This window comes from Variovorax sp. GW821-FHT09D07 (genome assembly GCF_059416345.1).
Map to the genome: position 1 here is coordinate 358,122 of NZ_JBWKOY010000006.1, position 12,586 is coordinate 370,707.

11 protein-coding genes are annotated in these 12,586 nt (G+C 67.4%); 3 read left to right on the forward strand and 8 right to left on the reverse strand.

Translation table 11 applies throughout. The features are described 5' to 3' along the window. Positions 1-83: 83 nt before the first annotated feature. The 3 genes from AC07OX_RS22800 to AC07OX_RS22810 all read right to left on the reverse strand — a co-directional run bounded on the left by AC07OX_RS22800 (position 84) and on the right by AC07OX_RS22810 (position 3,139). Positions 84-938, reverse strand: coding sequence for a carbohydrate ABC transporter permease (locus AC07OX_RS22800; RefSeq protein WP_095948089.1), 855 nt, complete (start codon positions 936-938; stop codon positions 84-86). Next, on the reverse strand, positions 935-1,825 hold the full coding sequence (locus AC07OX_RS22805) for a carbohydrate ABC transporter permease (RefSeq protein WP_307696993.1): 891 nt from the start codon (positions 1,823-1,825) through the stop codon (positions 935-937). Before AC07OX_RS22805 ends, AC07OX_RS22800 begins: the two co-directional genes overlap by 4 nt. A gap of 90 nt (positions 1,826-1,915) precedes the next feature. Then, positions 1,916-3,139, reverse strand: coding sequence for an ABC transporter substrate-binding protein (locus AC07OX_RS22810; RefSeq protein WP_070062654.1), 1,224 nt, complete (start codon positions 3,137-3,139; stop codon positions 1,916-1,918). 330 nt (positions 3,140-3,469) lie between these two features. Here AC07OX_RS22810 and AC07OX_RS22815 point away from each other — a divergent pair, with 330 nt between their 5' ends. From AC07OX_RS22815 to AC07OX_RS22825, 3 genes are read left to right on the forward strand one after another with little or no spacing between them, the layout of a single operon-like run. After that, positions 3,470-4,258 (forward strand): SDR family oxidoreductase, encoded by a 789-nt coding sequence (locus AC07OX_RS22815; RefSeq protein ID WP_495262314.1) that lies wholly within the window; start codon positions 3,470-3,472, stop codon positions 4,256-4,258. Between the two features lie 36 nt (positions 4,259-4,294). Then, a complete protein-coding gene (locus AC07OX_RS22820) occupies positions 4,295-5,491 on the forward strand; it encodes an ABC transporter ATP-binding protein (RefSeq protein ID WP_369630101.1) in 1,197 nt (398 codons plus the stop codon). An 18-nt stretch (positions 5,492-5,509) separates the two neighbouring features. After that, on the forward strand, positions 5,510-6,952 hold the full coding sequence (locus AC07OX_RS22825; RefSeq protein WP_495262313.1) for an aldehyde dehydrogenase family protein: 1,443 nt from the start codon (positions 5,510-5,512) through the stop codon (positions 6,950-6,952). Positions 6,953-6,985: 33 nt separating this feature from the next. Here the strand turns inward: AC07OX_RS22825 and AC07OX_RS22830 are convergent, their stop codons facing one another. The 5 genes from AC07OX_RS22830 to AC07OX_RS22850 form a co-directional block, all read right to left on the reverse strand. Further along, the gene (locus tag AC07OX_RS22830; RefSeq protein WP_492686578.1) at positions 6,986-7,945 is read right to left on the reverse strand and encodes a LysR family transcriptional regulator; all 960 of its coding nucleotides are present in this window, start codon (positions 7,943-7,945) and stop codon (positions 6,986-6,988) included. 42 nt (positions 7,946-7,987) lie between these two features. Then, a complete protein-coding gene (locus AC07OX_RS22835; protein ID WP_495262312.1) occupies positions 7,988-9,472 on the reverse strand; it encodes an N-acyl-D-amino-acid deacylase family protein in 1,485 nt (494 codons plus the stop codon). A gap of 20 nt (positions 9,473-9,492) precedes the next feature. Continuing rightward, positions 9,493-10,800: an alanine racemase gene (locus AC07OX_RS22840; RefSeq protein ID WP_495262311.1), complete on the reverse strand. Its 1,308-nt coding sequence runs from the start codon at positions 10,798-10,800 to the stop codon at positions 9,493-9,495. Then, positions 10,797-11,807, reverse strand: a complete 1,011-nt coding sequence (locus AC07OX_RS22845; protein WP_495262310.1) for an ABC transporter ATP-binding protein — start codon at positions 11,805-11,807, stop codon at positions 10,797-10,799. The genes AC07OX_RS22840 and AC07OX_RS22845 overlap by 4 nt, the downstream gene beginning before the upstream one ends. Beyond that, positions 11,807-12,586: ABC transporter ATP-binding protein (locus tag AC07OX_RS22850; protein WP_495262309.1), on the reverse strand; the 780-nt coding region annotated here is incomplete at its 5' end. The genes AC07OX_RS22845 and AC07OX_RS22850, both read right to left, overlap by 1 nt.

Genomic DNA, 12,586 nt, shown 5'->3' on the forward strand with positions numbered 1-12,586 from the left:
CAGGGGGCGCGCCGGCCGTCGCCGCATTATTCGAAGGGGGCGGGCGCAGCGGGTAGCAGCGGGCTGTGATGCCGCTGCGGTCGCTATTTGACCGAGCCTGCGGTCAAGCCTTGCACCATGTAGCGCTGCATCCACGCAAACAAAATGGCGACCGGGACCACGGCGCAGATGGCGGCGGCCATCACCAGTTCCCACTGCACCACGTACTGGCCCGCGACCATGTTGGTGACGAGCACGGTCAGCGTCTGCTTTTCCGTGGAGCGGATCAGTGTGTAGACCACCGCGAACTCGTTCCAGGCATTGACGAAGGTGACCAGCGCCGTGACCGCCATGGCCGGCAAGGCCAGCGGCAGGAACACCTTGCAGACCGTGCGCACCGGGCCCGAGCCTTCGAGCCAGGCCGACTCCTCCAGGTCGCGCGGAATGGTCTCGAAGTACGAGGTCATCATCCAGACGGCGAAGGCAATGCCGAAGGCGCCATAGGCCACCACCACGGACAGGCGCGAGTCGGTCATGTTGCCGCCCTCGAACCAGGGCAGGCTGGCCGCCATCTTGAACAGGCCCACCACCAGCAGCACGGGCGAGATCATCTGGGTGATGAGCAGGAACTGCCGGTAGCCGCCCTGGCCGCGAAACTTCAGGCGCGCCAACGCATAGGCGGAAGGCACGCTGACGGCAATCGTCAGCACCGTGGCAGAGAGCGACACCAGCAGGCTGTTCAGCAGCGCGCGCCCGAACCCGGTCTGCGTCCACATGGCGGAGAAGTTGCTCCACTGCCACTGCTGGGGCAGCCAGCGCGCCGGATAGACGTAGATCTCGGACGCCGGCTTGAGCGCCGTGAAGAACATCACCGCGAGCGGAAAGACGACCACGGCCACCAGCGGCGCGAGCAGCAGCCAGCACCAGAGGCTGCGCACGAGTTTGTCGGGGCGGATCATGCGGCGGCCTTCGCGGACTGGCGCTTTTGCAGGCGCAGGTAGAACACGGTGAAGGCCAGCAGCAAGGCCAGCATCACGAGCGAAATGGCGGCCGCCTCGCCGGGGCGGCCCAGGCGGAAGCCCAACTGGTAGAGCCAGGTGACGAGGATGTGCGTGGCGTTGTCCGGCCCGCCCTGCGTCATGATCCAGATGATGGGGAACGAGTTGAAGACGTAGATCACGTTCAGCACGATCGCCATGTGGATGAAGGGCTTGAGCAGCGGCAGCGTGAGCCGGCGAAACTGCTGCCAGCGCGACGCGCCTTCGATGCCGGCCGCTTCGTAGATGTCCTGCGACACCGACGACAGCCCGCCCAGGAAGATGGTGACGGTGAAGGGGATGGACACCAGGATGCCCACGCCCACCTCGACCCAGAACGCGAGCTGTCCGTCGGCCAGCCAGTTGATCGGCTCCTGGATGATCCCGACCATGGCAAGGCTCGCATTGACCATGCCGTACTGGCCGTTGAAGGACCAGGTCCAGACGATGGCCGTCATGGTCAGCGACACCGCCCAGGGCAGCATCACGATCGTGCGCGCCACGCCCCGACCATAGAAATCCTGCTGCAGGATGAGCGCGATCGGCACAGCGCACAGCACCGCGCCGCCGACCACGCACACCGTCCATTGCACCGTGCGCCACACCACGTGGGCGAACACCGGATCGGTGAACACGGTGCGAAAGTTGTCCAGGCCGTTGAAGGCCCGCAGCAGGCCGAAGCGCGAGATGTCGTGCACCGACTGGAACACCAGGGTGGACAGCGGATAGGCCAGGATGAAGAGGGTGAGCAACAGGCTCGGTGCAATCAGCCCCCAAGCCAGGGCAGGGCCTCGAACGGGATTCTGCATAGGGCAATTCGATCGGATAGGCGTGGTTGGGCGTGGTGCGACACGCGGGAAGGCGGCGCAGCCCAGGGCTGCGCCCCGGGGCTTGCTCGCTTATTTCTTGTTGAGCTTGGTGTTGGCTTCGGCCGCGGCCTTGTCCAGCGCCGCCTTCGGTTCCGCCTTGCCCTGGTAGATGGCCTGCAGCGCGTTGGTGACGGCCTGCGCCGAGTCTTCCCAGCCGGCGACCAGCGGGGCGAAGCGCGCGTTGGGCAGCAGGGTCACGAACTCGGACAGCACCGGGTCGTCCTTGAACACGGGGTCGTTGGCCACCTCGCGCGTCACCGGCATGAAGCCTTCGCCCTGGTCGAACTTCAGCCGCGCGGTTTTCGAGAACATGAAGTTCAGGAATTTCTGGGCGGTTTCCTTGTTCTTCGAGGTCTTGAACATCATGATCGAGTCGGTCACGCCGAAGGTGATGTCCTTGCCGCCGTTGGGCACGCCGGTGATGCCGTATTTCAGTTGCGGCGCGTCCTTGGCGATTTCCTTGGCCAGCGGCGGCAGCGAAATGACCATGCCCAAACGCCCCTGCTTGAACAGGTTGTGCAGGTCGTAGCGCGTGTTGCCGGCCACGCCGGGCTCGGTCAGGCCCTGGTCGATCATGCTTTTGTAGAGCGTGGCGGCTTTCACGCCGGTCGGCGAATTGAAGGCGGCCTTGTTGCCCGCATCGAGCACGTCGCCGCCCATGCTCCACAGTGCATAGTAGAAATAAGTGTCGGTATCCAGGTCCTTGCCCTGGATGCCATAGCCGTAGGCCCCCGTGGCCTTGATCTTTTTCGCGGCGGCAATCACGTCGTCCCAGGTCTTGGGGCCATTGGGAAAGCCCGCCTTGCTCAGCATGTCCTTGTTATAGAACATCGCGCGCACGCTGGCCGCAATAGGCAATGCATAAGGCTTGCCATTGATATTGCCGGCTTTCAGGAAGGCTGGAATGAATTGGTCCTTGAACGCCGCATTGGCGTAATTGTCGACCGGCTCCACCAGGCCGTCGTTCACGAAATCGCCGACCCAGCGGGTCGCGACGTGGGCCAGGTCGGGCGGGTTGTTGCTGGCGATTTCCGCCTGCAGTTTCTGCTGCATGTTCTCCCAGCTTCCCACCTCGACCTTGACCTTGTCTCCCGGGTTGGCCTTTTCGTAGTCCCGGGCCAGCGCCTCCAGCCAGGGGCGCGTGTTGTCGCTGTAGCTGGACATCGCGATGCGGATATTTCCCGCCTGGGCCGTGAGGGAGGAAAGACCCAGAAGAATTGCGCCTGCCAATAGAGTTGTATTTCGTTTTTTCATATTTAATTCCTCGTGAAGTGATTGAAAATTAATTGAATACACGTCGGGATCTGCTGCGATCAATGCTTTCGCTTTTTTATCTTACGAGTCGGCCGAATGGCGCCATAGATAGAGCTAACCCTCGATTTCTAAAAAACAGAACCCTGCCTGCGAAATATTGAAGGCCAAATTCCGACGGCGTCCTGTACGCTTCAAAATTCGAGCTCGAATTGCGCGCGGTAATTCATTGCCGCCCGGTCGGGAGAGGTATTGGCAATTCACAGGGCGCATTGCGTGGACACATCAATTTCGACTCCGTCTCCTGTTCATCCCCACGCGCCGTCCCGGCGCGTGACGCTGGTCACGGGCGCCGCAGGCGGCATCGGCCAGGCCCTGTGCCGCCGCGTGCTGCAAGCCGGCGACCGGCTGATCGCGCTGGACCATGACGCGGGTGCACTGGAAGGCCTGGCGGCCGTGTTGGCCGGGCAGGGCGTGAGTGCCGACGATCTGGCGCGGCTGCATCCTTTGGTGGCGGACGTCACCGACTGCGCGGCGCTGTGCGACAAGGTGGCCACGGCCGTTGCGGCTGTCGGCCCGGTGGATGTGCTGGTGTCGAACGTGGGCGCCGCGCGCGGGCCGACGGTGCGCAAGACCACGCCGCAGGACTGGCAGGCCGACATCCAGCTCAACCTGAATGGCGCGTTCCATTGCGTGGAGGCGGTGCGCCACGCCATGGTCGAGCGCCGCAGCGGGCAGTTGGTGCTCATCGGCTCGGTCAACGCGCTGACCACGCTCGGTCACCCGGCCTACAGCGCGGCCAAGGCCGCCTTGGTCAGCTACACCCGCTCGCTCGCCATGGAGCTGGGCGCCTACGGCATCCGCGCCAACATCGTGCTGCCCGGCACTGTCAAGACGCCCGCCTGGCAGGCGCGCGCCGACAAGAACCCGCAGGTGTTCGAGCAGCTGAAGAAGTGGTACCCGCTGGGCGACTTCGCGACACCCGACGACGTGGCCGATGCCGTGCTCTTCCTCGCGTCGCCCGCCGCGCGCGTCATCACGGGCGTGGCGTTGCCGGTGGACGCGGGCCTCATGGCGGGCATCCTTCCGATGGCCCGCGAGATCACGGTCGAAGACTACTGAGCCAGCGACTCACTTCCATAAAGACAAGGAGACCCCATGGCTCAGGTTCAACTCAAGCAACTGCGCAAGGATTTCGCCGGCGTGCCCGTCGTGCACGGCATCGACCTGGACATTGCCCACGGCGAGTTCGTCGTGCTCGTCGGCCCCTCGGGCTGCGGCAAGTCGACGCTGCTGCGCATGATCGCGGGGCTGGAGCCCATCAGCGGCGGCGAGCTGCGCATCGGCGGTGCGCGGGCCAACGACCTGTCGCCGCAAAAGCGCAACATCTCGATGGTGTTCCAGAGCTATGCGCTCTACCCGCACCTGTCGGTCTACGAGAACATCGCCTTCGGCCCGCGCACGCGCGGCGAAGCCGAAAGCGACTTCCGCCCGCGCATCGAAAAAGCCGCCAGCCTGCTCAACCTCACGCCCTACCTGGACCGCCTGCCGCGCGCGCTCTCGGGCGGACAGCGCCAGCGCGTGGCCATGGGCCGCGCCGTGGTGCGCGAGCCCGCGCTGTTCCTCTTCGACGAGCCGCTGTCCAACCTGGATGCGCAGTTGCGCGTGCAGATGCGCGCCGAGATCAAGGCCCTGCACCAGCGCCTGGGCAACACCATGGTCTACGTCACGCACGACCAGGTGGAAGCCATGACCATGGCCGACCGCATCGTCGTGATGCGCGCGGGCCGGGTGGAGCAGGTCGGTGCGCCGCTCGAGCTCTACGACCGCCCGGTCAACCGCTTCGTGGCGGGCTTCATCGGCTCGCCCGCCATGAACTTCACGCAGGGGCAGGTGCATCGCGCACACGGCCGCACCTGGCTCGCGCTGCCCGACGGCCAGAGCTGGGACCTGCCCACGTCCGGGTGCACGCCCCTGCTGGCCGATGGGCAGCACGTGCTGCTGGGGCTGCGGCCCGAGCACCTGCAGCTGGCCCCGGAAGGCCTGGCGTTGCGCGTGATCCTCACGGAGTCGACGGGCGACAAGACGCAGATCTACGGCACCGTGGCGGGCAGCGAAACGCCCTGGTGCGTGTCTGTGCACGACCGCGTGGCCCTCAAGCCCGGCGACCTCGTGCACCTGCAGGTCCGCGAGGCCGCATCGACCCATTGCTTCGATGCGCAGACCGAGCGCCATGTGGGCGTCGCAGCCCCGGCGCCGGCCGGGTACAGGCCGTCCGCGTCCAGCGTGGACGCGCGTGCCGGCGGCAGCGACGGCCAGCGCCACGCCGCGTCGATCGCGTATTCGTACGGCTAGGCCATGCGCAACCACTGCATGTCCGAAGTCGAAACGGGCAACCACATCGGCGGGCGCTGGTCGACCACCGCCGACACCCTGCCGGTGGTCAACCCGGCCAACGGCGACACCATCGCCACCGTGCCCCGTTCGGGCCGCGAGACGGCGGGCGAGGCGGTGGCCGCCGCCAAGGCCGCGGCCACCGCGTGGGCCGCCACGCCCGTGTTCGAGCGCGCTGCGATGTGCATGGCCATCGCGGCCGGGATCGATGCCGCGCGCGAGGCCCTCGCGCACACGCTGTCGTGCGAGCAGGGCAAGGTCCTGGCCGAGGCGCTGGGCGAGGTCGCCAAGGCCGCCGACGGCTTCCGGCTCGCCGCCGAACTCGTCAAGCAGATGGGCGGCAAGACGCTGCCGGCGGAAGACCCGGGCAAGCTCGTCATGACCCTGCGGCAGCCGCGCGGCGTGTATGGCGTCATCACGCCCTGGAACTTCCCGGTCAACATCCCGGTGGAATACATCGCCCCCGGCATCGCCACCGGCAACACCCTCGTCTGGGTGCCCGCGCCGTCCACCGCGCTCGTGGCCTGCGCGCTGATGGCGGCCATCGAAAAGGCCGGCCTGCCCGCTGGCGTTCTCAATCTGGTGATCGGCGAGGGCGCGACCGTGGGCGATGCGGTGGTCGTGCACCCGGACGTGACCGCCATCGCCTTCACCGGCAGCACCGCGACGGGCCAGCGCATCGCCGAGCGAGGCGCCGGAAAGCCCCTGCTGCTCGAGCTTGGAGGCAACGGGCCCCTGATCGTTTTCGAAGACGCCGACCTCGATGCGGCAGCCACTGCAGCGGCAGGCGGCGCATTCTTCAATGCCGGGCAGGTGTGCGCGGCGACAGGATGCGTGCTGGCCCATGCCAGCGTGGTGGACCGCCTCTGCGACAAGCTGGTCGCCAAGGCCGCCGAGCAGGTGCTGGGCGATCCCTTGCATCCCGCCACGACCATGGGGCCACTCAACAACGCCCAGGTGGCGGCCAAGGTGCGCGCGCATGTGGACGAGGCCGTTGAACAGGGCGCACGCGTGCTGTGCGGCGGCCGGGCGCGGCCGGACCTGGGCAGCGACTTCTTCTTCGAGCCCACCGTGGTGCGCGACGTCACGCCCGCCATGCCGCTGTGCCGGGAGGAAACCTTCGGCCCCGTCGTGCCGGTCGTCGCCTTCCAGGACGAAGCGCAGGCCTTAGAGATGGCCCTGCAGAACGACTACGGCCTCTCGGTAGGCGTCTTCACACAAGACATCGGCCGCGGCATCGCCATGGCCAAGGCGATTCCCGCCGGCATCGTCAACATCAACGCGGGCACCACCTGGTGGGAAATCCACCTTCCCTTCGGCGGCGGTTCCGGCAAGAAGAGCGGCATCGGCCGGCTGGGCGGCATGCACACGCTGGAGGCGATGACCGAGGTCAAGATGATCACGGTCACGCTGCCGGGTTGAGCCCTTCGATGCCGACGATCCCGCGCGCGGGGACTACTCCGGCTTTCCCCTGGCGGGCGTGCGAGCGGTGGTGGCGCGCCCCGGCTTCACGGGCCGCTGCCACCCCTGCATGTAGGCGATCAGCGACTGCGACAGGTGATTGGCCGCGAGCGACAGCCGCCGGGAATAGCTCGCGACCAGCGTGGCGCGTGCCGAGCGCAGCGACGCATCGGTGAGCGGAATGGCCACCACCTTGCCGGCCTCGATCAGCGGTGCGACCACGTCGCTCGGCTGGAAGGTGATGAGGTCCGACTCCGCGACCAGCCGGCTCGCGAAGGACAGCGAATTCGTCTCGACCGCGATGTTCAGCTTGAACTTGCCTTTGGAGCTGACGCGGTCGACCAGCTGGCGCAGGCCGAAGGAGCGGTCGGGCAGCGCCAGGGGCGCGTCGGCGACTTCCGCGAGCGTGCAGCTGCGCTGTTGCGCCAGGGGATGCTGCGTCGAAGCGATCACGCACAAGGGCTGCTCGATCTTCTGCAGCTCGATGAGGTCGGGGCGCGGCGAGGCGCCAAACAGAATGCCCAGGTCGTACTTGTGCTCCGCCACCGACTCGCCCACCGCATGCGAGCCCATGAGATCGAGCGAGAAGGTGATGCCCGGGTGCGTGCGGATGAAGCTCGGCATGAAGCTGGTGAGCAGGCCGTGCAGGATGCCCTCCACGCACCCCACCCGCACGTGCCCCTTGGCCAGCGTCTCGTACTCGTGGATCTGGCCCTTCAGGTCGGCCAGCTGCGTCTTGTTGTCCTGCGCATAGCGCAGCAGCAGTTCGCCGGCCGCGGTCAGCGCCATGCCCCGTGCATGGCGCTCGAAGACGGGCACGCCCAGTTCGTCTTCCAGCAGCGCGATCTGCCGGCTCACGGCGCTCTGGGCCACGAAGAGCTTTTCAGCCGCCACGCGCACGGAGCCGAAGGCCGCGACCTCGTAGAAGTACCGAAGGGTGGTGGATTCGATCATGCGTGCACTCTACGGGATGGCAGGGAAGGGGCGCGGCGACGCTCAGTTCGCGGCGCGTGGCTGCCGTGTCAGCATGCGCCCCGCGCGCGCGAGCACGCGCGCCTCGTTCGCACCGCGGTACGCGAGCACGCCGTTCACGAACACGCGTTCGATGCCTTCGCTCACGCCCAGCGGCTGGTCGTAGGTCGCGGTGTCGGTGATGGTCTCGGGGTCGAACACCACCACGTCGGCCATGGTGCCGACACGCAGCAGGCCGCGATCGGCGATGCGCAGGTTGCGCGCCGTCATGCCCGTCATCTTGTGCACCGCCTGCTCCAGCGTGAAAAGCTTGCGCTGGCGCCAGTAGCGCGCAAACACGCGCGGAAACGCACCCCACAGCCGCGGGTGCGGATGCCGGTCGTGCGGCAGGCCGTCGCTGCCGATCATGCTGCGCGGATGGGCGATGACGCGCTCCACGTCTTCTTCCTGCATCAGGAAATAGCACGCACCGCCGGGCTTCAGGCGCAGGCTGGCCTCCTTCTCCGTTGTGCCCCACTCGCGCGCGATGTCGGAGATCAGGCGGCCGGTCATCTCCGGGTGGGGCTCGGACCAGGTCAGCAGCACGTCGATGACGCCGTCCACCATGTCCTCGCGCAATACGGTGGACCCGGCCACGTAGGGATACACGTCCATCGCGATCTCCTGGCGCTGCGACAGGGCGTCGATCAGCGGCAGGGTCTCCTTCGTGCGGCCCCAGTTGGCGGGGCTTGCGCATTTGTGGTGCGAGATGATCAAGGGCACGCCGGCCTCGAACGCCGAGTCGCCGGCCTCGTGCATCGCCTCGATGATCTGCTCCATCTCGCTGCGCAGGTGCGTGGCGTAGACGCCGCCGTGGCGCGCCACGACGCGCGCGAGTGCGGTGACCTCTTCCGCTGGCGCGGCAAAGGCTTCTTCGTAGAACAGACCCGATGACATGCCGTGCGCGCCCGAAGCCATGCAGTCGTCGAGCAGTGCGGCCATGTGTTCCAGTTCATCGCCGTTCGCGGGCCGGTCGAGCGCTTGCATCGCCGCGAAGCGCAGCGTGGTGTGGCCCACGAGCGCGGCCACGTTGAGCGCGGGCTGCGTCGCATCGACGGCCGCGCGGTACTCGGCCATGGTTGCGTGCTTGAACGAGTCCGCGCCCAGCAGCGTGAGCGGCGGCTTCGACTGCGGCGTGCGATAGGGCGTCAGCGAGATGCCGCAGTTGCCCGTGACCACGGTCGTGATGCCCTGCGACACCTTGGGCAGGCACAGCGGGTCGCGCAGCACGATGGCGTCGTCATGCGTGTGCGCGTCGATGAAGCCGGGCGCGATCACCTTGCCGCGGCAGTCGACCACGTCGACATCGGCAATGCTCAATCCTTCGGGAAGCCGCGTGCGCAGGCCTTCGCCCAGCGCCAGGATGCGATCGCCCTGCAGCAGCACGTCACCGGGCCACGAGGGGCCGCCCGAGCCGTCGACCACGAGGCCGCCTTCGAGCAGCGTCGCGCTGTTCTTCTGTGTGTTCATGGAGGGATGCGTTGCCTTGCTCAGAAATGGATCACGACCGCATCGCTCACGCGGTAGTCGTTCTCGACCACGGGCATCCAGTGCCATTTGTCGAAGGTGGTGCAAGGGTGCGAGATGCCCAGGCCCACGCGATCGCCGACGACCGGTGCCTGCGCTTCGTCGCTCGCGTCCCAGCGCAGGTAGGCATGCTGGTCGTTCAGTGCCGTGACCTTCCAGCTGGCGGGCACAGCGTGCGACTGCAATGCACCGCGTGCCGCGTGCGCAATGGGGATGGGCATGGACATGTCGAAAGAGACGTCGCGCTTGCCGACCGAGAGAATCGCCAGGCCGGGCTCGGGCCGCGACTGCACATTGGCCCAGACCTCCATCGCCGGCGTCAGCCCTTCGCCGCACTCGCAACCCATGCGCTCATCCGCCACATTCACCATGCGCTTGTAGAAGCCATGGTCGTGCGTCACGTAGCAGCCCGAGCGCAGCAGGCCGCGCACCGGCGAGCCCAGGGCAGGCTTGAGGCGCCCGGCCACGAGATCGAAGATCGCCGAGCCGCCGGCCGAGACCAACACCTCGTCGGTCTCGAAGAGCTGCTGCGTGTCGCAGTGGCGCGCGACGGCTTCGATCCGGTCCATCAGGGCCTTGGCGAAGGCGGTGTCCTGCTCGGTGGACCCGGTGGCATTCAGGCCCTCGTAGCTCTCGATGCCCACCAGCTTCGCGGCGCTGCTGGCACGCACCGCGCTCGCCACGGCGACTGCCTCTGCATGCGTGCGGCAACCGGTGCGTCCGCCGTCGATGCCGATCTCGAGCATCACCTCGAAGGGCACGCTCGCAGGATTGCGCTTCGACCAGTCTTCAATCAGCGCAAGCTGTGCGATCGAATCGACCAGGAACACCACACGCAGGTCCGCATGGTCGGCCAGCAGCAGCTGGATGCCCGCGAGGTCTTCGTCGCTCACGACCTGGTTGGCGATCAGCGTGCGGCGCGCGCCGGCGGCCACGCCCACGGCCAGTTGCGTGACGGTGGCAAAGGTCAGGCCCCAGGCGCCGGCATCGAGCTGGCGCTGGAACAGCTGCGGCGACATGGTGGTCTTGCCATGGGGCGCCAGGTCGATGCCCCATTCGCGCACGCGCGCCTGCATCCACGCCAGGTTGTGCTCGAGCGCCTCGCGCTTGAGCACGGCCAGCGGCAGCGGCAGGTCGCCGGCCAGCACGTTCCAGCCGGCGGCGCCGACTTCGCTGCGCAGGCGCGGCGGCTGGGTGCGCGGGTAGCCCTTGAAGCGGTCGCTCAGCAGCGGGTCGATGAAGTCGTGTGTCGAGGAAGAAATGTCGGTCATGGTCGTGCAACGGCGATGTGGGAGAGCAGTTCTTTGCGGATGCAGGCGCTGTAGTGTGCGGGGGAAACCTCATCCAGGCTGGGCACCGTCTGCGCACAGGCCTCGATGGCATGCGGGCAGCGCGTGCGGAACACGCAGCCCGAGGGCGGCGAGATCGGGCTGGGAATGTCGCCCTTGAGCGCAATGCGCTCGGTCGCCATCTCAGGATCGGGCTTCGGGCTCGCGGCCAGCAGCGCCTGGGTGTAGGGGTGCGAGGGGTTCGCGAACAGCTCCTCGGTGGTGGCGACTTCCATCACCTTGCCCAGGTACAGCACCACCACGCGGTCACACAGGTACTCGACCACATCCAGGTCGTGCGAGATGAAGAGCATGGTCAGACCCAGCCGCTCGCGCAGGTCGGCCAGCAGGTTGATGACCTGCGACTGGATGGACACATCGAGCGCCGACAGCGGCTCGTCGGCCACGATGAACTCGGGCTCCACGGCCAGCGCGCGCGCCACGCCGATGCGCTGACGCTGGCCGCCCGAGAACTCGTGCGGAAAGCGGCTCGCATGCTCGGGGCGCAGGCCCACGGTCTCCAGCAGCTCGGCGATGCGCTTGTCGCGTGCCGCCGCGCCCTTGTGCAGGCCGTGCGTGGACAACGCTTCGCCCAGGATGGCGCTGATGCGCATCTTCGGGTTCAGGCTGGCGTACGGGTCCTGGAAGATGATCTGCAGCTTGCTGCGCAGCTTGCGCATGCGCTCGCCGGAGAGGCCGCCGATGTCGTCGCCCCGGTACAGCACCTGGCCCTCGGTGCGCTCGACCAGGCGTAGCACGGTGCGCCCGATGGTGCTCTTGCCCGAGCCCGATTCGCCGACCAGGCCCAGCGTCTCGCCGGGCTGGATCGCGAAGGACACGTCGTCCACCGCGCGCACGGGGCGCTCGCTGCTGCCGAAGTATTTTTTAAGCCCGCGGACTTCGATGAGGGGCGAGGAAGAAGGGGAAGAAACAGAAACAGCGGTGGTCATCATGCAGCCCTCGCGAGCGGTTGGTCGGGCTGCACGCGCACACAGCGCGCCTGGCGGTCTTGCCGGATGTCGATCAGCGGCGGCATCGCGCTTCGGCATTCGGGCAGCGCCTGGTCGCAGCGCGGCTCGAAGGCGCAACCGGGCGGCGGCGCCAGCGGGCTCGACACCTGGCCGCGAATGGCGAACAGCCGCTTGGGCTTCGGTTGCCCAGGAACCCGCGCCTTGCCCGGCAGGCAGGCCAGCAGGCCCTGCGTGTACGGATGCTCGGGCTGCGCGAAGAGCGGGCGCACCGGCGCGCGCTCGACCACGCGGCCCGAGTACATGACCACCACGTCGTCGGCATGGTGCGCCACCACACCCAGGTTGTGCGTGATGAACAGGATGCTCATGCCCGTCTCGGCCTGCAGCCGACGCATCAGCTCCAGGATCTGCGCCTGGATGGTCACGTCCAGCGCGGTGGTGGGCTCGTCGGCAATCAGGAGCGTCGGGTCGCAGGCCATGGCCAGCGCAATCATCACGCGCTGGCGCATGCCACCCGACAGCTGGTGCGGGTACTCGTGGATGCGTTGCGCGGCGGCCGGAATCTCCACCAGCTCCAGCATGCGCAGCGCATGGGCCAGCGCGGCCTTGCGGTCCAGCCCCTTGTGCAGGCGCACGCTCTCGGCAATCTGCTCGCCGATGGTGAACACCGGGTTCAGGCTGGTCATCGGCTCCTGGAAGATCATCGACAGCTGGTTGCCGCGCAGCGAGCGCATCTCGCGCTCGCCGATCTGCAGCAG